This is a genomic window from Herpetosiphon sp. NSE202 (assembly GCF_042688385.1).
In the GTDB taxonomy this organism is placed as follows: domain Bacteria; phylum Chloroflexota; class Chloroflexia; order Chloroflexales; family Herpetosiphonaceae; genus Herpetosiphon.
Window position 1 is genome coordinate 185661 of sequence record NZ_JBHUPY010000006.1, and the last position, 24164, is coordinate 209824.

Here is a 24164-nt window from a genome sequence, read left to right on the forward strand (position 1 = left end):
TTAAAACGCTGCTACAACTCTAATTCAATGCTGGTTGATTGTGGATACCAAAACGGGCCTAGTTGTTGGCCAAGCCCGAGAATGGGGCCGCGCTCCCAGTGCTGCCGAAATTCTAAGGCGGCCTTGGTGCGTTCGGTTTTATCGCTTTGCCAGGTTTGGCGCAAAAATTTAAAATCATACAAAATCTGGCGAAATTCGGCTTCGCTCAAGGTGTAACCTGGTTTTTGCGTCCAGTAACATTGCAGATTGCCCACCAACAAGGGTGGTAACACATCATGATTAACCTGCGGTTTGCCAAATGAAACAAATAATTCAGCAGGCGGGATTGGTTCGCCATAGATCGCCTCAATTGCTTGAATCCGTGTTTTGAAGGCGGTCTGATGGGCAGCTTGGAAGATGGCTTGCCATGGATCTTCTGAATCGCGGACGATAAACCACCAAAGGGTTGGCTGCTCCGAAGTATCATCTGGCTGATGCAAGCTTTGAGCCGCTTCGGCGATAATTGGTGATGGTTGGGTATCGAGCAGTCGCACTCGCCAATTGCGTTCGCGGTAATACTCACGCATCGCTGGGCTGGCTGCTCCCCACGCAACCCAATGTTCAATATGTTCACGATAATTAGGTGTTGTTTCTTGGAATTGATTGGGCAAAAGCATTGGTAAAAACAGATGCTTAATGCCGTGACAGAAAAAGAGCTCTAAACAGGTTAATAATTGTCCGTGCGACCAACGCGCATACGCTTCGCCTTGCGCTGGCATAGTTGCCAAGGCCGCTTTGCGGCGGCTGCCACCGCTCGAAAAAATCATGGTTGCTGGGGCAATCTGTTGGATTGCTTCGAGTGGAGCTTGAAGAAAATCTGCAAGCGTTGGAATGCTGTCGCGGATCATATCCGTAAATCTCCTAAGGTGACTGCTAACATGGCACTTAGCTCATAGGCGCGATCAATCCGTTGGGGACAATAAATTTCTTTATTGAGCCAACATTGATACTCTTTCATGCGGAAAGGGCGATAATGAGTGCAGAGCCAATTATAGCCACGTTGGAGCATGCGAATGTCGTCGTTATCTAAAAGGCCAGTTTCACGTAAGTTGTGGAGTGCGAGCACTGCATAGGCAGTTTCAACCGTCGTCGAGCGCTGAATAATGCCCCAGCCGCCATCAGGGTGTTGATGCACCTGGAGCGCTGCAACCGCTTCTTTCATCGCCGTTTTGTAGGGCGAGTTTTTCAAGGCAATCAGGACGTGGCATGTGGTATAGAGCCACGAAGTATTCCATTTATCGCCGCTCCAACTGCCATCTAGTTTTTGGGCATCAATAAAAATTTTCCACCAGCGCGAAATATCAACCCCAGCCAAATCGAGCGCATGCACCGCTCGTGCTGTCAATGAAATTGACGGTTGCAGTTCACCATGATAGGCAACAAAACATTGATCGCGCTCAAATTGACGTAAGATTTCAAGATCGACGGGATAACCCGCTGCGATTAAGACGGCGACCGCTGCCGCAGTATCATCGCCATCGGGCATAAAATCATCGCTAAATCCAATGCCTTTGGGCTTGAGCGCTTGCTGCAAATCAGCAATTTGCGGTTTGAGTACATCTTGAATGCTCGGAAAGTCGAGAATTCCTGCGGTTACCAAGGCGTAGAGGCTAAATGATTGCTCAAAACGGGGAATTGGCCAAGCGGTTGGCATAATACAAGGTGCGCTTTCCGAGGTGGCCAACGATGCTTGGCGCAAATAACTTTCTGCGCCAGCGATTTCGTGATGCAGGCTGGGGTTATGGTTGGCGGCAAATAACCAGGCAGCAGTTGCAGCAGGACTATGGCCAATTCCACCAGAGCCATCAATTAAGCCAGGGTCTGCATGGCTCGCCCACGCTTCCCACGAATAGACGGGAGCAGTGCCAGCGCGCGGCTTCTTTTGCTGAATCAATGCCCGTTTATGTTCGCCCAAGGCGATCAATTCGCGATAAGGCGCAAGTGGAATATCGAGCCGTAATCTAATTGGAATCCCATCAGCATCATCGGCATGTTCCTCGCGGTAGGCCTCTTTGAGCATATAGGGCAGCAGCAATTCCATGCCCACTGGCAGATTATCGGGCAGCGGTTTTTCCCAATATTCAAGCTGGCGGCGCAAAAAACGTTTGGCTTCGAGCAAGCCATCGAAGGTTGAGCGGCGTTGACAATGGTGGCGCAGCGCCAAAATCGCAGCCAAAGTTGGCACTGCCCTGCTTAATGGCATAGCCGGATTGCCCCAACCTCCATCAGCATGTTGTTGGATTACTAACCAATTAACTGCTGGCCAAACATGATCTTCGTTGGGAGTTGGGTATAAGCGCAACGCTTGAGCAGTATCATAGACCGACGGACTCATTAGGCCGCCATTTTGACCAAGGTCGCGAATTAATGCCCGCAAATCATTGAGTAAAATGTCAAGAATTAAGCTCATAGGCAAAGGATCGAGATCCTACACAAGGTCGTAATCTCAACCCTACTCCTTTCTGAATAGCAGCCCAACCAGCGTAGAGCAATCAAACGCTGGTTGGGCTACCGCGATCTAGTAGGGTTCCCAGACCGATTCGCCATTCAAAATGCGGGTAATTTGATTGGGAAAGCGATTGCGATTAATCGGCTTGCCAATTAGTCCATTGAAGCCAAGCTCACGCGCTTTGGCCACATCCTGCGGCATAACGTTGGCCGTAACCGCAATCACTTGGGTGTTTTTAAGTTGCGGCACATGCAGCATATTTTTGAAAACGGTAAAACCATCTTCATAGGGCAACTGAATGTCAAGCAAGACCAAATCGGGGTGCAGGCGAGGATTCGCCTCAAGCAACTTAAAAAATTGGCGGCCAGAGGCTCGTCCGTTATAATATTTGACCCGCAAATCTTCGCGGAGCAGAATCTCCAAAACGAATAAATTATCGGGATTATCCTCGACAATAACCACCGATGCGTCGCTGGGTACAACGGGAACAAAATATTCATTACTTGCCACGGGCATACTCTACTCCTTGGTTAAAGATCTCATTAATGCGGCTAAGAAATTCTTCCTCACTAAGTTGGCGTTTAGCAATGACCCCTTGGGCGCGGGTACGCAGCCAATCATGTTCCTGTTGATCAAGATCCTTGGCGCTGACAATAATCACTGGAATGTCAGCATAGTTGGGATTATTACGCAGGGCTTCGAGCACTTCAAAGCCATCCATATTTGGCATCATCAGATCGAGAATAACGAGGTCGGGCTTGGAGTGCGCGATCAGCGCCAATGCCTCAACCCCATCCGTTGCCTCGCTAATCGCATAATCTCGGGCCGCGAGAATGTGTTGGACAACTTGACGAGCGTCAGGGTTATCGTCAACAACCAAGATCTCAGCAGCTGGTTCGACACATTCTTGCACAATCGCCAGCAATACCTCCTCACGTACAGGTTTGACAATATGTTTCCTTGCCCCCAAAACCAGCCCAATCGTACCTTGATCAACCACTGAGCAGACAACAATTGGGATATGGGCAATCGTTGGATCATTCTTGATTTGGGCCAGCAATTCCCAACCATCAAGATTTGGCATTTGCACATCGGTAATAATTAAGCGCGGCTCAATTTGTTTGATGCTGCTAATTGCCAAACGACTATCTAAAACGCTATGCACCCGATAGCCCCCTGATTCCAGCATAACCCGAAAGGTTTCATGGGCATCAGGGTTATCATCGATCACCACAATCTCAATGCTCGCTTGGTCATTTGATGTGGCTTCAAGCTCGATCAAACTTGGTGGCGCAGCAAGATCGACGGTTGTGGTTTCGGCCAAACTGTTGGTAATTGGCAAGCTAAAGTAGAAGGTCGAGCCTTCGCCTTGGGTGCTTTCGAGCCACATCCTGCCGCCGTGCATTTCGACCAACAGTTTGCTAATCGGCAAGCCTAAACCAGTGCCTTGATATTGATGGGTCACTTCGTTTTGAATTTGTTGGAACTCCTCGAAAATCTGTTGTTGATTCTCTGGCGCGATCCCAATCCCACTATCTTGGACGGCAATTTGCACAGTTTCAGGATTTGGTTGGCTGATTATGACCTTAACTTGGCCTTGCTCTGTGAATTTGACGGCGTTTGAAAGCAAATTGAGCAGCACTTGGCGAATTCGCACCTTATCAATCACCATTGTTGGCAGTTCTTCGGGCATGTCTAAGTCAAGCTCAAGCCCTTTATCGCGGGTCAGCCCGCTGGCGGTGGCCATCACTCCACTAATAATGGGTTCAAGCTCAGTTTTTTCATACATCAACTCCATCCTGCCTGCTTCGATTTTCGAGAGGTCAAGGATGTCGTTAATTAAGCCAAGCAGGTGATCGGCGTTATACAGTACCCGTTCTTGCAACTCGCGCTGGCGTTCAGAAAAATCTCCATAGCGATCAAGAAAGGCGGTGAAATTGATAATTGCATTGAGTGGCGTGCGCAGTTCGTGGCTCATATTGGCCAAGAAGCGCGATTTAAGTTGGTTGGCTTCTTCGGCGGCGTTTTTGGCGCTTGCTAGCTCGATATTGGTTTTTTCAAGTCGTCCTTCGCGTTCTTCGACTGCGTGTAAGGCATCTTGCAGGGCTGCGGTACGCTCATCCACCAAAATCTCAAGTTTATCGCGAATCTGTTGGAGCTCGTATTCACGTTGTAACGCGCGGCTTAGTGCATCATTTAAAGAGGCACTAAAACGATGAAAAAAGAAGCCCACGATCAAAACGCTAAACACAAAGGTGCTAATTGTTGGCGGCAACAGATCGCCGAGCCGTGGATAGGCTCCTATAAATTGCACATTGAAGAATTGCAACCCCCCGATGAGTGCAATGACAACGATGCTTGCGCCAGCAATAGTTTTAATCCCCTTGCGACCAGTTAACAATCCTGAGAGTGTGATTGGCATCATAAATGCCGAAAGAATCCAAGCACTATTGCGTAATCCTTCAAGGGCCAAAATTATCGACAGCCCTACCACAAGCCCGCTTGAGGCCAGCGTAACTGCACGGCGAAAATGGCCTTGGCGCAGATTCACGACCGCAATCACAAAGAAAATGAAAATCAAAAGACTGGTAAGGCCAGCCCGAAAAGCACTGCCACTGGTGCTTGAGACAATAAATGCAGTTGGAACAGTAACAAAACAAATAATACTCAAGCCAATTAACATTATCTGTAGGAGAAAGGCTTGCTCCCGTTGCACAGGGTCTGTAAGATTGATCTGATTAAGCCAGCGCTGGATTGGGGCTTGCATGGGTGCTCCTTCAGCATAGCGCCTGCTATGCCCTACCAAAGTTACACAACTCTTCCATCAGTTATCACAAGATGCTGCTTGAATGGATGCTTGGAGCAAAGCGCAGAATAGGTTGATTTCAAGCAGCGATGGCTCAATCCTGAGCGGAACTATTTACACTTCACATATATCAATAGCTGTATAGGACTATGGATTTATGTGTGAGAAGTGTACCATAGCTGGACTATGGTTGTATAGTATTTAAGTTGGATACGATGCCCGAAGTGCAACGATATCAGTACCATCATTTCCATGTGACAAATTTCGCAATTCTTGGTATGATACGGTCTACACTGATCCTAACTACTTGATAGTCAGGACTAGAACAGTTGTTGCCTAATTATCCCTATGGGTGTTATACCATGGCATGGGTAATTCATTCTAGAAGTGCTAGTACTGAGTTCCTATACACTCTAGGTCAGAAACCAGCTGGTACTATTGGTACTATCCAAATGGTTTCTAATTACCTAGTGGTATGGCGGGTAATCTGTGTATAATCTCCCCACAACCCACAGATAAACCAACCGGATCTGAACAACCATCACCAAATTATCGTGGCACGACCTGCCACAACAATTGACGATTTATCCCCCTCGTGGGTAAAGGTGTCGGGCTGAAAGTTCTAGCAAGCAACCCTGTACAAGGCTAATAGCCTCGTTGCTGATTTGGAGCTTTGGCTGGTGATTGTGGGTGATATACCGCAGCTTGCTGCCATCGCACAAACTAGGTACTAGCCTAGGCTGGTAGGAGCTATCGGAGGCGGGATTTGTATCGGCCCGTGTTTATATGGCATAAACACACCAAATTCTTACCTCAGACCCTGACTGTCTGATGTTTGGAGTTACCATGTTGTATTGTCTCGGAGCAGACCACGGTGAAGCGACATTCACCGACCAATCATCCGTTCGCGTTGGTATCATTGCCCAAACAATTGCTCTTTTGGTTTCATTCTTGCCTGCAATAGCCTCGGTTCAACAGCGTAGCTGGTGTTCTAGATACCTTTTGGCTTGGTCACCGAACGATGAGCATAGTTCTTGCTTAGGCAAACGCTAATCGCAAACCTTCGCTCATCATAATTCGCCCTTGCTCTTTTAACCACGTCGTTAAATGAAGGTAGACTGCTATGACAACCCTGCGCGATGTCTTGGTTTTGGATGTACAAAACCACCCTGTTCAAATGCCCGTTTTGTCGGCCTATCGCAGCAACATGCAATTTGCCCGCTTGCGCCACCACGATTTCTGTGATGCAAACTTGGCAGATACTCAATTCAACTTGGCTGATTTAGTGCGTGCTCAATTCAGTGGTGCAAATCTGCAACGCTGTAATTTTCACCGCGCTCGACTCAATCGGGTTGCCGCTATCGCTGCTGATTTCCGTGATGCGAATCTGAATCAAGCCCAATGTGATGGTGCTGATTTCACCAATGCCGATCTTTCAGGGGCCAATTTGAGCCAAGCTCAATTCGGTGGCGCACGCTTGGTCAACGCTTCGTTGTTTGGGGTTCGCTCCAATCAATCAGCCCACCCAGCCCGCCAACAATTGAACTTTACTGGCGCTGATTTGCGCGGTGCCGATTTGCGTGATGCTGATTTGCGCAACGCTATCCTGACTGATGCTCAACTCCAAGGTGCTCGCTATAATGCTGGCACGGTGTGGCCATTGGGTTGGAACACTGCCGATCATGGTATGATTTTCGATGACCATCTGCTTGCTCGTGAGGTTGCTTGCTAGTTATTCATTTTTTTGAACTGGCATTTTGCTAAGCAACGCCCATTTCACACGCTGAAACGGGCGTTGCTGCTTTTTAGCTATTGGTGCATGCGCTCTGCTTGTTTGAGCAAGTTCACAAATTCGGCTGCACCTTGGTTGTTGGGTAAATCAAGTGCTGCTTCTTCAGCTAAATCAAGAACATCTAAGATGTCAGTGCCGTTGTTCCAGCGCGAATGGCGCAAAAGTTCGGCAAATTCGGCAACACTGGCCGCCAAATGCATCCGCGCACTCGAACGATCAAAGCTGCTATGAATTTGCTCGGTGCTAATGCTCAGGCTTTCTTCAACCGGCGCGTTCGTATCCATATCGACATAACGAATATTAACTTGGGCAATCGTGCCCTGCGCATCAGGATGGCGCTTGATCTCATACAGCGCAGTTACATTATGCCCACCACCAATTTCGCCCCCATCGACACTATCGTTGCGGAAATCGCTATCAGCAACATCACGATTTTCGTAGCCAATCAGGCGATAACGCTTGACCACGTTGGGATCAAAACTGACTTGGATCTTGGCTTCGCGGCCAATGGTTTCGAGCGAGCCAGTTAGTTGCTCGCCAAACAAGCGTTGGGCTTCGTCTGCTGAATCGATATAACCATAGTTGCCATCGCCTTTATCGGCCAATTGCTCCAACAGAATATCGTTGTAGTTGCCCATGCCAACCCCATAGGTCGAAAGTTGCACGCCTGCATCAAGATACTCTTGGAAGGTTGCCAAGAGTTGGCTTGGCTCAGTCATGCCGCTGTTGGCAACGCCATCGGAGCACATCAAAATCCGATTGATGCCTTCTGGTTTGAAGGCTTGCCAGGCTAAATCGAAGCCAGCGCGCAGACCTGCCTCTGCATTGGTGCCGCCGCTCGGCTCAAGCGAATTGATCGCTGTGATAATAGCCATCTGATTTTCGCCCGTGGTTGGCTGCAACACCACCCGCATATCATTGTTGAAGGCCACAATCGCCAAACTATCATCTGGTTGCAACTTGCCAGCCAAATAGATCAAGGCGTTTTTGACCATTTCTAAGCGACCATCTTGGGCCATCGAGCCTGAGCTATCGATCACAAAGGTCAGCGCCGCTGGCTTGCGATCGGCAACCGCAATCTCGCGCGCTTGAATCCCAATTTGGACCAATTCGTAATTCGGGCCACCAAATGGCGATGGTGCTACCTCGCTGTAAATTGCAAAATCACCATCTTCTGGCTGTGGATAATCATAATCAAAGGCATTCAGATATTCTTCGACCCGCACCGAATCGGCTGGGGGCAAGAGGTTTTGATTGATGCTGCTGCGCATCAGGCTATACGAGGCACTATCAATATCCATCGCAAAGGTTGATAAGGGGTCAGTTTCTGTGCGCACGAATGGATTAGTGCCATAATTTTTGAAGTACATCGAGTCGAAAACTTCTTGATCTTGGTCACTTGAGTAGGGCCGACCTGGATCAAGCGGTTGGGTTGGTATTACCTGCACATCTGGCAATGGCGCACCCGCTGCATCAGCTGGTGGTTGGCTGGGAATTGGTTGTGGCGCTGGTTGTTCGGCCCCACCGTTTGGATCGACTTGTGGCGCTGGTTGTTGAGCGACGCTGGTTGGCTCAGCTTGTGGTGCTGGGCGTAATTTTGGATCGCTGACTGACGTTGGAACACTCGCTTCTCCCCCACAAGCGCTGATGATCAGTGCGATCAGCACAATGCTGCCTCGTTTGAATCGCATAACAGCCTCTTTTCAGATAATAATGTTGATTAAGCCATTGTGGACCATACCCATCAAACGCTACCAAAGAAATTTTTGTTCCATAGCTATCTGTAGTTTCTGCCTAGCTCTTCGTAACTCAATGCTGCGGATTGAACGCGCTATCAATTGAAGCTCCTTGGGTGATCCAGCTTTAGCATACCTGCCGCAAATGGCGAAAAAATGGATTTTTACTGGTGAAATACTGCCATTTACTGTACAAAACGCCAGTACAATGCTAAAAATCGAGGTTAATCCACCCAAGAAAGGCCAGTGTGATGCAACTTCCAAGAGTCGATCCCGAATTACAGCCCTATGTTCGCCGCATTCCACCGCTTCCGCTTGGCAGCAATTGGGGGCGACGTTTTGTGCGTTGGTTAGGTAAACGTATTCCAAGCAAGCAGTTTGCTGGCGTGAGCATTGAACAGCATACCGAGCTGAATCCCCCATTGCGCATCTATCGCCCAGTTGTTTGTCACTCAAACGCTGCCCTGGTATGGATTCACGGCGGCGGGCTGATTATTGGGAATGCTGCTCAAGATGATCAATTCTGCGCCACGACCGCCCAAAAATTGGGAATTGTGGTGGTTTCGGTTGATTATCGGCTTGCGCCTGAACACCCGTTTCCTGTGCCGCTTGATGATTGTTTGGCGGGCTGGGATTGGCTACAACAGCATGCGCCCACGCTTGGGGTTGATCCAACGCAGGTGATTATTGGTGGCGAAAGTGCTGGTGGCGGCTTGGCTGCCAGTTTGGTGCAGCGCTTGTTTGATGCGGGCCAAGCGCAGCCTATTGGCCAATTGCTGTTATGCCCAATGCTTGATGATCGCACGACGCTTGATCGCGGTTTGACGGCGATCGATCATTTTGTGTGGAATAACCACAAAAACATGCTTGGTTGGCAGGCCTATTTGGGCCATAAACCAAGCTTTGACGAGCTTCCAATCTATGCTGCTGCGGCTCGGCGCGCCGATTTGGCTGGTTTGCCCGCAACTTGGATTGGGGTCGGCGATATTGATTTGTTTTACGAAGAAAATCGGCGTTATGCTGAGCATTTGCAGGCTGCTGCTGTTGATATAACGTTTGAAGTTGTGGCTGGCGGGCCGCATGGCTTTCAAAATTGGGCTTTTAATACGCCAATTGCCCAACGCTTGCTTGCCAAAGCCCATACATGGCTCCAAAGCATTCTTAATGCTGCGGATGATTAAGAAGCTGCGCTACGCGGTTGCGCAAATTGAAGCCACATTTTAATAAATTCTAAAGTTTTAGTATTGACAGACTGCTTTTTTTGGCTAAGATGCTTTATTAATTGCTATTAAACTTTTGAGACCGGTTCCACTAGATTGAATAGTGAAGGGGGTTTTATTCGTTCATTGGGTTTAATAAGCCCTAGCTAACCCTTTTCTTGGAATCGATTCCAAGAAAAACTTCTAAAACTTTCCTCAAAGGCTAAGCTCATTTTGTTTGCGTTGTGGCTTGTGCTTGGCTGCTGCTTTACCTAATAGATCTAATCCTAGGGTGCAAAGGAGACCCCATCTATGCGTATGCTAAAGATGGCCGCAGCAGTAGTGGTGCTGTTTGCAGGCGTGATTCAAGCAATGGTCGCCGTACCGCAATCGCGGGCGGCAAGCAGCCAGCCCTATACGTGGGCCAATGCTGAGATTGTTGGCGGCGGTTTTGTGCCGGGCATTGTTTATAATCCAACTGAACGCAATTTGGTCTATGCGCGTACCGATATTGGCGGCGCATATCGTTGGAACCCCACCACCAAACGCTGGATTCCCCTGACCGATTGGATTAATGCAACCGATTGGAATTGGACTGGGATTGAGAGCTTGGCAACCGACCCAGTTGAACCTAATCGCCTCTATTTGGCCGCTGGTACGTATACCAACGATTGGACTTCGGCCAATGGCGCAATTTTACGCTCAAACGATAAAGGCAACACTTGGAGCCGCACTGATTTACCATTTAAGCTTGGTGGCAATATGCCAGGCCGCTCAATGGGTGAACGCTTGGCCATCGACCCCAACAAAAATAGCGTGCTCTATCTTGGGACGCGCGGCCAAGGGCTTTGGCGCAGCAGCGATTATGGGGTGACGTGGGCGAAAGTTACCAGTTTTTCGGCAATCGGCAACTACACCGATCCCTATTTTGGCGACCGAACTGGAGTGGTGTGGGTAACATTTGACCCACGCAGCGCCAGCAATGACAGCGCTTCGCAGGTGATTTATGCAGGTGTAGTCGACACGACCACCAGCATTTACCGCAGCACCGATGGCGGCGCAACCTGGGCGGCCTTGGCGGGCCAACCAACTGCTGGATATTTTCCGCATCACGCAACATTGGCCTCAAATGGCATGCTCTACATCACCTACAGCGATACGCCTGGGCCTTACGATGGCGGCAAGGGTGATGTTTGGAAATATAACACCGCCAACCAAACGTGGACGAATATTAGCCCCATTCCTTCGAGCAGTGCCGACAATTATTTTGGCTATGGTGGCTTGGCGGTTGATGCCCAAAACCCCAATACCTTGGTGGTCAGCAGCCTTAATTCATGGTGGCCCGATGCCTTGCTCTATCGCAGCACCGATGGCGGGGCAACATGGATCGGCATTTGGTCGTGGGGCAATTATCCTGAACGGATTTTCCGCTATACCCAAGATATTAGCACCTCGCCATGGCTTGATTTTGGTGGCACGGCCAATGCGCCGGAAGTTGCACCAAAATTGGGCTGGATGATTGGCGATATTGAAATTGATCCATTTGATTCGAATACCATGCTGTATGGCACTGGCGCGACCATTTATGGCACTAGCAATTTGACCGCTTGGGATACTGGCGGCAAGGTTGCCTTGGATGTGCGGGCGCATGGGCTTGAAGAAACGGCAGTGCTCGATTTGATTAGCCCACCAACGGGCGCAAATTTGGTCAGTTCATTGGGCGATATTGCTGGCTTCTACCATACCAGCCTGAACATAGCCCCATCATGGTCGAGCGGCTTGCAGCTTGGTACATCAACCGGCATCGATTTTGCTGAAAAGATGCCAACGACGATGGCGCGGGTTGGCTATGTTTCTGAAGGTAGCACAACCAAAAAATTAGCCTGTTCTTGGGATGGTGGCAAGAACTGGTCGCACGCTTTGAGCGAGCCAACTGGCGCAGTTGGTGGTGGTAAAGTTGCGGTTGCCGCCGATGGTGCAAGCATTATTTGGAGCGGTACGAGCGCGCCGGTGAGTGTAGCCAGCGGTTGTGGCAACTCGTGGACTGCCAGCGCTGGGATTCCAAGTGGCGCAGTAGTGGTTGCCGATCGGGTTAATCCCAAAACTTTCTATGGCATTGCTGCTGGCAGCTTCTATCGCAGCACTGATGGCGGCTTGAACTTCAGCCTTGTTGCTAGCAACCTGCCTGCTGAAACGGCCAAAATTAAAGCAGTTCCTGGGATTGAAGGCGATGTTTGGTTGGCTGGGCGTAAAGATGGCTTGTATCATTCGACCAATGGTGGCACAAGCTTCAGCAAAATTGCTGGGGTCGACGTTGCCAATGTCGTTGGTTTTGGCAAGGCTGCGCCGGGCCAGAGCTATCAGGCAATCTATATTACTGGCACGATTGATGGCGCTGAAGGCTTCTTCCGCTCAGACGATGGTGGCACAACTTGGGTGCGCATCAACGATGATCAACATCAATATGGCTCGACCAACGAAACGATCACGGGCGATCCCCGAATTTATGGCCGCGTGTATATTGGGACGAATGGGCGCGGGATTATTTATGGTGATATTGCTGGCTCAACCCCGACCAATACGCCAGCCCCAGCCACGGCGACCGCAACCAGCGTGCCAGCCACGGCGACCAGCGTACCTGCAACCGCAACGGCGACGCGCGTTCCAGCAACTGGCACGCCAACTTTTGTGCCTGCGACTGGTACGCCAACCGTGACCAGCGTGCCACCAACCGCAACCGCGACGCGCGTGCCAGCCACGACTACGCCAACGGCACTGCCATTTACCTCAACGCCAACTCGCGTGCCAACCGCAACGTCAACGCCAACAGCTGGTGGTTGCCGAATCAATTATGTGGTCAATCAGTGGAACACTGGTTTTACTGGCAATCTGACAATCACGAATTTGGGTGCGCCGATTAGCGGTGGCTGGACGTTGACTTGGAATTTTGCCAATGGCCAAACGATTTCCAGCAGTTGGAACACAGTTTTGACGCAAACTGGCTCAGCTGTAACAGCCAAACATAGCGCCGATTGGAATGCAAATATTGCAACCAACGGCACGCAAAACTTTGGCTTTATTGCGACTCATAATGGCACCAATGCTGTGCCAACCAACTTTGTTTTGAATGGAGTTTCTTGTAGCGTTGCTCCATAGGTGTTGGTGGAGCGAGCCTGTTTCTAGGCAGCAGGCTCGCTCCATGTTGGCAGCCACTGGCGAGCTTGCTTCTAGGCAGCGGGCTTGCTAGTGGCTTTGTTGGAGCAGGTCGTGAATTTTATTGGCCAAATCGGTAATTTCAAATGGTTTGCTGAGCAACTCCATATGCGGTTCAAGCTCGCCGCTGCGCACCGCCGCCCGATCGGTATAGCCGCTGACCAACAATATTGGTAAGTTTGGGGATCGTTGGCGAATCTGGAGTGATAAATCGTAGCCATCGGTTTTGGGCAGGCCAATATCAGTAATCACCAAATCGATCGGGATATTTTGGGCAAAAATGGCTAAGGCACTGGTTGCATCATACGATTCTAAGGTGTGGTAGCCCAACTCGCCTAGCACATCAATTAAGACCATGCGCACTGCCTCATCATCCTCAACGACCAAAATTGTTGCGCCTTCAATGCTGCGCGATTGGGCCGATTCGGCTGCAAAATTGGGGTCGATTCCGCTTTCATCACGTGGTAAATAGAGCTTAATATTCGTGCCTTGCTCAAGTTGGCTATCAATTTGAATATGGCCGCCAATTTGTTTAATAAAGCCATAAATCATCGATAAACCCAAGCCTGTGCCTTGGCCAAGTGGTTTGGTGGTAAAAAACGGATCAAAGGCACGTTCGACGATCTCTGTACTCATGCCAGTGCCAGTGTCGGCAACTTCGATCAACACATACTCTGCTGGGTCAATTTGTTGTTGACTGGCTTGTTGCGTGCTGATATTGCTGGTTGCAATCCGCAGCGTTCCGCCATACGGCATTGCATCGCGGGCATTGATCGCTAAGTTGAGCAAGGCATTTTCCAATTGATTGGCATCAGTCTGTACGCGCCAAACATCGTTGCCAAGCGTGGTTTCGACCTGAATCTGCTCACCAAGGCTGCGTTGCAGCAAATCGTCAAGCGATTGAATCAGGCTATTGACATTGATTGGTTGCACATCAAGCGCTTGTTGGCGCGAAAAGGCGAGCAGGCGTTGGGTCAAAGCTGCTGCGCGCTTGGCCGATTTAACCGCGCTGGTAATGTAGCGTTCAATGGTATCAAAACGGCCAGCATTAATCCGGCGTTGCAGCAAATCTAGCCCGCCAAGAATGCTGGTCAAAATATTATTGAAATCGTGGGCGATGCCGCCAGTAAGTTGGCCAATTGCCTCCATTTTTTGCGATTGACGCAGTTGGGTTTGCATGACCTCAATTTCAGCTTGGCGCTGTTTTTCGCTAGTAATATCGCGGGCAACACAATAGAGATATTTATTGTCGAGCACTGCCGTCCACGAAAGCCAATGATACTTACCATCGCGATCGCGGAAGCGATTTTCAAACGAGCTGGTGGGAATTCCCCGCGCCAATTTGGCGATTTCTTGCTGGGTACGCTCATGATCATCTGGGTGTTCAAGCCAAGTGCTGGTGCGGCCAAGAATATCGGCATCATCCCAGCCGAGTGTGCGTTGCCAAGCAGGATTGATCGAGAGCCAATTGCCATCTGGATCGGCAATGCCCAATAAATCTTGACTGACCAACCAAATGCGGTCGCGTTCGCGGGTGCGTTGGGCCACTAAGCCTTCAAGGTCGTTATTGAGCGCTTGAAGTTGCTTTTCGGTGCGTTTTTCGCGGTCAATATCAATAATGGTGATTAAACCACCAGTGATCGTGTTATCAAGATCGCGGACTGGGCCGCCGATAACCTTAATCCACGCTCGCGAGCCATCGCCGCGCTGATAGTGAAAATCGCGCTCGGAAACTTGGCCGGTTTGCACGGCAATCGCCAGCGGATATTCGTGGATGGGGACAAGTTGATTGTGTTCGTCGTAGGCAATCCATTCGCCATAGGCATCGGTTGCAGGCGATGACAAAACAGGATGCAGCAAAATGCGCTCGACATGAGCATTGCCATCGGTAATCCGTCCGGTCGGAGTTTCGGCAAAGACCAAACCAACTGGCAAGGTATCGAAAATTGCGCGTAACCGTGCTTCGCTATGGGCCAAGGCATCTTCGCGGCGCTTACGTTCGGTAATATCGATCAGCACGCCAGGAAAGCGCTGTGGCTGCTCGTTTTCAAAAATGCAAAAGCCACTTGCTTCGACCCAACGATAGCCGCCATCGCGGTGGCGAACTCGATATTCGGCTTGATACGATTGACCATTGTAAATTGCTGATTGAATCAATTCGCCAATCGTCGCCCGATCATCAGGATGAATTGAATCAACCATGGTGCTCACGCTCACGCCTTGGCTTGCAAGCACGGGATCAAGCGAAAAATACTCGGCAAACCGCGGATCGACGATACAGCGATCGGCTACAATATCCCAATCCCATGTGCCGATAAGTAAACCAGCGTCTAAGGCTAATTGATAGCGTTCTTCGGCGCGATAGCGTTGTTGCTCAGCCAGCACTTGTGAGGTTATTTCGACGACTAAGGCCATCACCCCAATAATTTCGCCCTGTTGATCCACGATTGGGCTATAACTTAAGTCGAACCATGCTTGTTCAGTGCGTCCATTCCGTTGGAGCATCAAAGCGTGCTTTTCATAGGTCAGGCTTTGGCCTGCAAACACCTGATCGAGGATCGCTTGATTGAAATCGGCAATTTCAGGCCACGCTTCAAGAATTGGATGGCCAAAAAGCGCAGGGTGGCGCGAACCAGCAATAGTTGAATAGCCAGCATTGTAGATCAGCACGCCTTGCCTGCCCCATAAAGTGGCGATAGCAACCGGAACCGCCAGCATCATATCCACGATGCTGCGCATGGCAATTGGCCATGTTTCGATTGCCCCAAGCGGCGTTGCACGCCAATCAAAGCTCTGAAGTAAGTTGGTGAGCGTAGCTTGATCGACGCGCGGCGCGGCGGTTCGTAACGAATTCGGCATGGCAATCTGATCCTTTATGTCCTGAAAATGCGTGTAGTTATTGTACCAAAAACGTTGCCACCAAACCGACTTTTGCCTAACCAATTTTTACTTAAGAATTTCTAAAGTTTTGCTATTGACAAAATTGCTTAAAAGCTTTAACATTCGTCCAACAGTTTTGGGATCGCTCTCAAATAACGCTCTCGCCTCCCATTCCAAAGCCTGTTTTTACCCAAATAAGCTATAAATATGAGACCGGTTCCAAAGGAGGTTAGCCACTTTTTTACCCAGTTTCCACGTTGAACGACAAAGAATTGTTTGTGTACATAAAACCATGCGCGTTTTAATCGATGAAGAGTACACATACTACGCAAGGAGGCGAATTCGATGGCTCGGATCTTTAATTCCCGTGGATTAATTCTTGTTCTTTTAACCGCCGTGGTTAGCAGTGGCTTAGGCCAACTCAATGCTAAACCAACCGCCGCAGCCACCAGCTGCGAAGTCGTCTATAACATTGCTAACGATTGGGGTAGCGGTTTTATTGGCGATGTAACCCTCAAAAACACCGGTTCAGCGGTCTCAAGCTGGACAGTCGGCTGGTCATTCGCAGGCAACCAAAACATCTCAAATCTTTGGGGTGGGGTTGTGGCCCAAACTGGTGCGAATGTCAACGTCAGCAACGCTGGCTGGAATGGCAATATTGGCACTGGTGGCACGGTAAACTTCGGTTTCCAAGCAACCTATAGTGGTGCAAATGCCAAACCAACCGCATTTACCCTCAATGGCGTGACCTGTGGCGGTGTCGTTGTTCCAACGAGTGTGCCTACCAACACCACAGTCCCCACAACTGCACCAACCAACACGACTGTTCCAACGAATGTTGCAACCAATACACCGGTTCCAAGCGCGACTACGCGCCCAACCAATGTTCCGACGAACACTCCAGTTGCAAGCGCAACCACACGCCCAACCAACACAACTGTGCCAACCAATGTTCCAACGAGCACGCCTGCTCCAACCAGCATTCCTGGAATTCACGTTGCGAACCCATTTGTTGGCGCACAAGGCTATATCAACAGCGAATATGCTGCCCGGGTGAACGCTGAAGCAAACGCCACTGGTGGCACGCTTGGTTCACAAATGCGCAAAGTTGCTGAGTACCCAACCGCCGTCTGGTTGGATCGGATTGCCGCTATCGCTGGCAGCAGTGATGCCATGGGCTTGCGCGGTCACTTAGACGCTGCCCTCGTGCAACAACAAACCAGCGGCCAACAAGTTGCGATTACGATTGTGGTCTACGACTTGCCCAACCGCGACTGTGCCGCTTTGGCTTCAAACGGCGAGTTGAAAATTTCGGAAAATGGCTTGGCTCGCTATAAAGCTGAGTACATCGACCCGATTGCCACGATTCTGAGCGATAGCAAATATGCTTCGTTGCGGATTGTGGTCGTGTTGGAACCGGATTCACTCTCGAACTTGGTGACCAACGCCAACATTCCGGCCTGTGCCGAAGCAATTTCGAGCGGCGCGTATGTCCAAGGTGTCCAATACGCCATCAACAAACTGAATGTGACCAGCAACGTCTACATCTACATGGACATTGCCCACTCCGGTTGGTTGGGCTGGGACAGCAACTTCACGCCAGCGATTCAGCTGTACACCCAAACGGTGCGCGGCACGACCAAAGGTTTGAACGGGATCGATGGCTTCATCTCGAACACGGCCAACTACACGCCATTGAACGAAGTGTTCTTGCCCAACTCGGGCTTGACCTTGGGTGGTGGCAACCCCATTCGCTCGTCGTTGTTCTACGAATGGAACCCCTACTTCGACGAAGTGGATTATGTGGTGGCGATGCGCAATGCCTTCATCAGCGCTGGATTCCCAAGTGGGATCGGGATGTTGATTGATACCAGCCGCAACGGTTGGGGTGGCACGGCTCGGCCAACGTCGGTAAGCAGCTCGAACTCGTTGGAAATCTATGTCAACGATTCGAAGCTAGATCGTCGTCCACACCGCGGTGGCTGGTGTAACCAAGCCGGGGCCGGGATTGGCGAACGGCCAACGGCAGCACCATTGACGGGGATTGATGCCTATGTGTGGGTCAAGCCTCCAGGCGAATCCGACGGCGTGGCAACGGCAGGGGTGATTGACCCAACCGACCCAGCCAAGCAGTTTGACGCAATGTGTGACCCCAATGCGCAAAACCGCTACAACCCAGCGTACCCAACCAATGCGTTGGCTGGTGCACCACACGCAGGCCGCTGGTTCTCATCACAATTTGCGATGTTGGTTCGCAACGCGTATCCTGCAATTTCGCAATCGACCAACCCAACCACGACTCCAGTTGCAACGACGGTTCCTGCAACCAGCACGCCAGTTGGCACGCCTGCTCCAACGAGCACGCCTGCTCCAACGAGCACGCCTGCTCCAACCAGCATTCCTGGTGTCCACGTTGCGAACCCATTTGTTGGCGCACAAGGCTATATCAACAGCGAATATGCTGCCCGGGTGAACGCTGAAGCAAACGCCACTGGTGGCACGCTTGGTTCACAAATGCGCAAAGTTGCTGAGTATCCAACTGCGGTTTGGTTGGATCGGATTGCCGCTATCGCTGGCAGCAGCGATGCCATGGGCTTGCGCGGCCACTTGGATGCTGCCCTCGTGCAACAACAAACCAGCGGCCAACAAGTTGCGATTACGATTGTGGTCTACGACTTGCCCAACCGCGACTGTGCCGCTTTGGCTTCAAACGGCGAGTTGAAAATTTCGGAAAATGGCTTGGCTCGCTATAAAGCTGAGTACATCGACCCAATTGCCACGATTCTGAGCGATAGCAAATATGCTTCGTTGCGGATTGTGGTCGTGTTGGAACCGGATTCACTCTCGAACTTGGTGACCAACGCCAATATTCCGGCCTGTGCCGAAGCAATTTCGAGCGGCGCGTATGTCCAAGGTGTCCAATACGCCATCAACAAACTGAATGTGACCAGCAACGTCTACATCTACATGGACATTGCCCACTCCGGTTGGTTGGGCTGGGACAGCAACTTCACGCCAGCGATTCAGCTGTACACCCAAACGGTGCGCGGCACGACCAAAGGTTTGAGCGGGATCGATGGCTTCATCTCGAACACAGCCAACTACACGCCATTGAACGAAGTGTTCTTGCCCAACTCGGGCTTGACCTTGGGTGGTGGCAACCCCATTCGCTCATCGTTATTCTACGAATGGAACCCCTACTTCGATGAAGTGGATTATGTGGTGGCGATGCGCAATGCCTTCATCAGCGCAGGATTCCCAAGTGGGATCGGGATGTTGATTGATACCAGCCGCAACGGTTGGGGTGGCACGGCTCGGCCAACGTCGGTAAGCAGCTCGAACTCGTTGGAAATCTATGTCAACGATTCGAAGCTAGATCGTCGCCCACACCGCGGTGGCTGGTGTAACCAAGCCGGGGCCGGGATTGGCGAACGACCAACGGCAGCACCATTGACGGGGATTGATGCCTATGTGTGGGTCAAGCCTCCAGGCGAATCCGACGGCGTGGCAACGGCAGGGGTGATTGACCCAACCGACCCAGCCAAGCAGTTTGACGCAATGTGTGACCCCAATGCGCAAAACCGCTACAACCCAGCGTACCCAACCAATGCGTTGGCTGGTGCACCACACGCAGGCCGCTGGTTCTCATCACAATTTGCGATGTTAGTTCGCAACGCGTATCCTGCAATTGCACCGTAGGCTAGTTCCAACGCTGGACTATCCACGATACGCTCGCGATTAAACAGCCAAGGCGCAACGATTATTACAATCGTTGCGCCTTGGTTTTTAGGAAGCTTCACTTGAGCGATCAAGCGCTTTTGGTTGTTTATTTGGGCGCTGTTGCCAACGGCGCAATGCTGGCAAGCGCAACAATAAGAGTATGCCAATCGCCGCGCCATACAGCAGTGGTTCACGCACATCAGCCTTGACTAACCAGACATAATGTAAAACAGCTAAGCCAGCGACCAGATAAACTAGCCGATGTAAAAGCCGCCAGCGCTTACCAAGCCGTCGCATCCAGCCTTTGGTCGAGGTAATGGCCAACGGAATCAGCAAGAGCCAGGCAATTAAGCCAACGATGATATAGCGTTTTTCGCCAATCGCCTCGCCAATAAACTCCCAATCGAAGCCATAATCCCAAGCTACAAAAATTAACAGGTGCAAGCAAACATAGAAAAAAGCGTATAAGCCCAATGGTCGCCGCAACACAGTTACCTGTTTAAATGGCGTAAAGGTTTTGATTGGTGTGCAGACAAGTGATAGCACCAAAATAATTAATGCAGTTTTGCCAGTGCGCAAGGTTGCTGCCTGAATCGGGTTGACGGTTAACTGGTCGTTCAGATAGTCGAAGATCAATAACCCAAACGGCACCAGACACCCGACATGCACCAAATAGCGTAGCCAATGACGTTTGAGTTGATTGAGCATGCAGCCTACCTTTATTCAATAATTTGCCAAGCTTTATCGCCATGCCCATAGCTGCCAGCGTTAGCGAACCACGAGCCAAGCACCCCTTGCCCGCGCCGTGGGATAGGGGAAATTAATAATTGACAGTTAAATCCAGATCTTTGTACAGCGAAGCAACTTCATCGGCGTAGCCATTGAAGGGCAAGGTGCGGCGGCGACCTGCCTCGCCAATGCGGCGCTCGCTTGATTGCGACCAACGTGGGTGGGGCACATCGGGATTAACATTGGCATAGAAGCCATATTCATCTGGCGCTGCGTTCATCCATAAACTGCTTGGTTGATCGGCCACAAGCTCAATTTTGACGATCGATTTGATGCTTTTGAAGCCATATTTCCATGGCACGGCGAGGCGTAACGGCGCACCATTTTGGGGCAAAATAGGCTTGCCATAGACTCCAGTTGCCATCAAGGTCAAATCGTGCATGGCTTCGTCGAGCCGCAAGCCCTCGACGTAGGGCCATGTGTAGTAGCTGCTATTTTGGCCGGGCATTTCTTCTGGTCGCATCACGGTTTCAAAACGTACATATTTGGCAGCGCTGGTTGGCTCGACCTGTTTCAACAAGCCAGCAAGGCTAAATCCCGTCCACGGAATGACCATCGACCAGCCTTCAACACAGCGCAAACGATACACCCGTTCTTCTTGCGAAAATTGCTTGAGCAAATCCTCAATTGCAAAAGTTTGCGGTTTATTGACCAAGCCGCCAACCTCAACCGTCCAAGGCGTGGTAGTAAAGTTTTTGGATTTTGCGGCAACCGCTTCTTTATCGGTGCTAAATTCATAGAAATTGTTGTAATTGATGATCGATTCGTAGGGTGTTTGCACATCAACGCCCGCTGGCAGATTGCTGGTGTCTTCGCTGCCACAGGCGGCTAACAGCGCGGCGCTGCCAACCAAGGCCGCTGCGCCCTTGATAAATTGGCGGCGTGAATGGAACAAGGCTTCGGGCGTTATCTCCGATGAGGGAATCTTTTTCATGCTCAGCATCCTTATTAACTAACAACCACTAACCCAACCTACGTTTGGCTAGCCCAAATAGATCCACGTTGCTGTTAATAGTATAGGCCTGAGATATTAATAGAGTATTACACCACGCTTACAGCTTGCGATCAATTGCAACGATGCTGAGCATTCTGCTGCTATGCGGAACAGAAGCACTAAATCCTGCGTTGTTTGCATAGGCTTTAGCGCTATGCTAGGAGAATTCTATGCGTCTATTTGTTCGCTTTGTTGCTGTCGGATTAATGGCTATCGCGCTGGTTGGATGTATGGCTGGAGCGCCAAGCGTTTCGAGTAGCCCAGTCCCATCGCTATCGAGCACTAGTGGAAAATCAGAGATAGCCCGACCCGCTAACCGTGTTTTCGTCAATATTATTTTTGAGTCCTCACAGCTCCCTATGACCACTCCGCAACCATTTCGGCTGCATTTCTCCTCTACATTTCCCAGAACCATGGCTGCGACCGTTACTGTATCGTTGACGACAACCGGGGTCTTGACGGTTGATGCTCCCTTAATCCTGCACACAATTGTGCCTGGAATCCAAACGATGGAGATTCCCGCAATGTTCCATAGTACGCAGGAAGGGTTTGGCCAAATTATAGCCTTCGTGACGGTTGATCCACTGTTAACTGCGACAGATACCCCTCCCTGTCCGATTCATTATGAATATGCTGTATCGAAGGGATTTCTGGCAAGCAAAATTGGAATTTTTACAAGTACGGATGACTATCTTGTTGCTGCGGTTGAACACCAGATCATAACTCCTGATGAGCGTGATGAGATTCGAAGGCAATGGCAAACAGTGAGTGATACCAAAGATGTTGTTATCATGGGTGTAGATGGTCCCTTGGAAGAGCCGACATATATCGATGTTCCTAACCTACCAATTCCTGATTGTTGATGATAGACTTGGCGGCAAGTAATGGCTCGGTGGGCAAAACCAAAGCATTAAATAAAAACGCCATGATGATAATTATGCTGACTATCACCATGGCATGTGCTTACTGGGCCACAATGCCTTTGATCGCGTTGACATGGGCTTGAAGCGTGATTTGGCCATTGGTATCGAGCGGCAAAGTTGCGCGAATTTGGTCTCGGAAGGCTTGCTGCTTGCTGGCACTCATAGCATTCAGTTGCGGGCCAATGCTGGGTGCGCCAAGTACGGTTTCCCAATAATCAGCAAAATCAACAAAGCTGCGGGTTACACTGATAACTTCAGTTTGAATAGTGCTGAGGCCTGCTTGCTGCCAAAGCTCGTGCATAACTTCCATGCGTGAGGCTTCGATACTTGGTGGATAGGGCACGCTTACCCCTGCGTCGGTGATGGCTTTTTGGATCGGGGAATAGGGAAAGCCGCCGCCAAACATATCCCACGTGTAGGCTGCCACGGTTCCGCCTGGGGCAACCACCCGCGCCATTTCGGCTACGCCTTTGGCTGGCTCTGGCACAAAGAAAATCACCAAGGGCATCACCGCAATATTGACACTGTTACTATCTAAAGGCAAATTTTGGGCATCGCCTTCCTCCAGTTTGACTGGATAATCCGCCAAGCGCTGGCGGGCATAGCCAATTTGGGCTGGCGCTGGATCGATCCCCGTGACGGCGCTTGGTTGACATTGTTTGAAGATCATTTCGGTAAATGCGCCATTGCCACAGCCAACATCAAGCCAGTTTAATCCTTGTTGTGGAGCCAGCCACGTTAAGAATTTGGCTGCTACCAGTTGGCTCCATACACCCATGTAGCGCTCATAGCTTGCGCCATCGTCGAAGCGAATTTGATCGTTTGACATACTATCCTCAAACTGCACACTAAATCTATGCTGCCACTATAGAAGCATTGCTGTGATTTTTCAAGGGAGTTGGGGCGATGATCAGGGGTCAGGGGTTAGAGGTCTGGGGGTTGCTATCATTGGTTAGCTGAAAGACCAGCGTTGATTGGCATTCCTCACCTTCATGCAATTCGTGGCAAACAAGCTGCTTCTTGGTGCCTGATCCCCAATCCCCGATCCCTGACACCTTTCATGCAAACGACCGATTGACAAGCTATGGCGTGAGCTTCTAGACTAGGGACGTTGCTCAACGAGCAGCACGCGTAATCCTCATTTTGGTGCATAACCGGAGTTATGAATGAACCACGCAACCAGCGACGACATTGCGGCAATTCAGCAGGCAGCCCTAGACTATTTGGAATCCCAGCATACGCTCAACCCAGAACAAATGCAGCGCAGTATTCATCCGCGCATGGTCAAACGAACAGTCTGGACGCATCGCGCCACGGGCAAGGAATATTTGCGCGAAGCGAGCGCCGAAGAGATGATTTTGCTGGCGGCAAGTTATAATCAGGCAGGCGATAAGTTTCCGCCAAATCCACAAAAAACTGTTGAAATTCTCGATGTGCAAGGAGTCGTTGCCAGCGTGAAGCTAACAGCCGATGAGTGGATCGATTACATGCACATTGTCAAAATTAATGATCACTGGACGGTCGTCAATGTGCTGTGGGCCTATCACGATCTTGCTGCCCATCGCTAATTAGCGAGCATTGCACCATCGCTGAGTGGGCAACCACTCGGCGAAACTTGTTTTTG

15 protein-coding genes are annotated in these 24164 nt (G+C 50.4%); 6 read left to right on the forward strand and 9 right to left on the reverse strand.

The window, feature by feature from the left end; all coding sequences use genetic code 11:
* Positions 1–11: 11 nt before the first annotated feature.
* The 4 genes from ACFMKP_RS08755 to ACFMKP_RS08770 all read right to left on the reverse strand — a co-directional run bounded on the left by ACFMKP_RS08755 (position 12) and on the right by ACFMKP_RS08770 (position 5255).
* Positions 12–887, reverse strand: coding sequence for a hypothetical protein (locus ACFMKP_RS08755; RefSeq protein ID WP_382290991.1), 876 nt, complete (start codon positions 885–887; stop codon positions 12–14).
* On the reverse strand, positions 884–2449 hold the full coding sequence (locus tag ACFMKP_RS08760) for a prenyltransferase/squalene oxidase repeat-containing protein (RefSeq protein WP_382290993.1): 1566 nt from the start codon (positions 2447–2449) through the stop codon (positions 884–886). The genes ACFMKP_RS08755 and ACFMKP_RS08760 overlap by 4 nt, the downstream gene beginning before the upstream one ends.
* Positions 2450–2557: 108 nt before the next feature.
* Entirely contained in the window at positions 2558–3004 is a 447-nt protein-coding gene (locus ACFMKP_RS08765) for a response regulator (protein WP_054533867.1), read from the reverse strand.
* On the reverse strand, positions 2988–5255 hold the full coding sequence (locus ACFMKP_RS08770) for a response regulator (RefSeq protein WP_382290995.1): 2268 nt from the start codon (positions 5253–5255) through the stop codon (positions 2988–2990). The genes ACFMKP_RS08765 and ACFMKP_RS08770 overlap by 17 nt, the downstream gene beginning before the upstream one ends.
* Before the next feature lie 1162 nt (positions 5256–6417).
* On the opposite strand from ACFMKP_RS08770, the gene ACFMKP_RS08775 reads away from it, so the two are divergent.
* Positions 6418–7026 carry a pentapeptide repeat-containing protein gene (locus ACFMKP_RS08775; protein ID WP_382290997.1) on the forward strand — a complete coding sequence of 203 codons (609 nt, stop codon included), beginning with the start codon at positions 6418–6420 and terminating at the stop codon, positions 7024–7026.
* 77 nt (positions 7027–7103) lie between these two features.
* Here ACFMKP_RS08775 and ACFMKP_RS08780 read toward each other — a convergent pair whose 3' ends face one another.
* On the reverse strand, positions 7104–8777 hold the full coding sequence (locus tag ACFMKP_RS08780; protein WP_382290999.1) for a von Willebrand factor type A domain-containing protein: 1674 nt from the start codon (positions 8775–8777) through the stop codon (positions 7104–7106).
* Positions 8778–9073: 296 nt separating this feature from the next.
* Here ACFMKP_RS08780 and ACFMKP_RS08785 point away from each other — a divergent pair, with 296 nt between their 5' ends.
* Positions 9074–10003 carry an alpha/beta hydrolase gene (locus ACFMKP_RS08785; RefSeq protein WP_382291001.1) on the forward strand — a complete coding sequence of 310 codons (930 nt, stop codon included), beginning with the start codon at positions 9074–9076 and terminating at the stop codon, positions 10001–10003.
* Positions 10004–10333: 330 nt separating this feature from the next.
* The gene (locus ACFMKP_RS08790) at positions 10334–13177 is read left to right on the forward strand and encodes a cellulose binding domain-containing protein (protein ID WP_382291003.1); all 2844 of its coding nucleotides are present in this window, start codon (positions 10334–10336) and stop codon (positions 13175–13177) included.
* An 87-nt stretch (positions 13178–13264) separates the two neighbouring features.
* Here the strand turns inward: ACFMKP_RS08790 and ACFMKP_RS08795 are convergent, their stop codons facing one another.
* Positions 13265–16093 carry a PAS domain S-box protein gene (locus tag ACFMKP_RS08795; protein ID WP_382291005.1) on the reverse strand — a complete coding sequence of 943 codons (2829 nt, stop codon included), beginning with the start codon at positions 16091–16093 and terminating at the stop codon, positions 13265–13267.
* Positions 16094–16459: 366 nt separating this feature from the next.
* Between ACFMKP_RS08795 and ACFMKP_RS08800 the strand changes: the two genes are divergently transcribed.
* Positions 16460–19813 (forward strand): glycoside hydrolase family 6 protein, encoded by a 3354-nt coding sequence (locus tag ACFMKP_RS08800; protein ID WP_382291007.1) that lies wholly within the window; start codon positions 16460–16462, stop codon positions 19811–19813.
* An 87-nt stretch (positions 19814–19900) separates the two neighbouring features.
* On the opposite strand, the gene ACFMKP_RS08805 is transcribed toward ACFMKP_RS08800, so the two are convergent.
* Together ACFMKP_RS08805 and msrP are read right to left on the reverse strand one after the other, a co-directional pair.
* Positions 19901–20542 carry a sulfite oxidase heme-binding subunit YedZ gene (locus tag ACFMKP_RS08805; protein WP_382291009.1) on the reverse strand — a complete coding sequence of 214 codons (642 nt, stop codon included), beginning with the start codon at positions 20540–20542 and terminating at the stop codon, positions 19901–19903.
* A 112-nt stretch (positions 20543–20654) separates the two neighbouring features.
* Positions 20655–21557 (reverse strand): protein-methionine-sulfoxide reductase catalytic subunit MsrP, encoded by a 903-nt coding sequence (msrP, locus tag ACFMKP_RS08810; protein WP_382291011.1) that lies wholly within the window; start codon positions 21555–21557, stop codon positions 20655–20657.
* 230 nt (positions 21558–21787) lie between these two features.
* Between msrP and ACFMKP_RS08815 the strand changes: the two genes are divergently transcribed.
* The gene (locus tag ACFMKP_RS08815; protein ID WP_382291013.1) at positions 21788–22480 is read left to right on the forward strand and encodes a hypothetical protein; all 693 of its coding nucleotides are present in this window, start codon (positions 21788–21790) and stop codon (positions 22478–22480) included.
* A gap of 100 nt (positions 22481–22580) precedes the next feature.
* Here ACFMKP_RS08815 and ACFMKP_RS08820 read toward each other — a convergent pair whose 3' ends face one another.
* The gene (locus ACFMKP_RS08820; protein WP_382291015.1) at positions 22581–23369 is read right to left on the reverse strand and encodes a class I SAM-dependent methyltransferase; all 789 of its coding nucleotides are present in this window, start codon (positions 23367–23369) and stop codon (positions 22581–22583) included.
* Between the two features lie 337 nt (positions 23370–23706).
* Between ACFMKP_RS08820 and ACFMKP_RS08825 the strand changes: the two genes are divergently transcribed.
* Positions 23707–24108: a nuclear transport factor 2 family protein gene (locus ACFMKP_RS08825; protein WP_382291017.1), complete on the forward strand. Its 402-nt coding sequence runs from the start codon at positions 23707–23709 to the stop codon at positions 24106–24108.
* Positions 24109–24164: the final 56 nt, after the last annotated feature.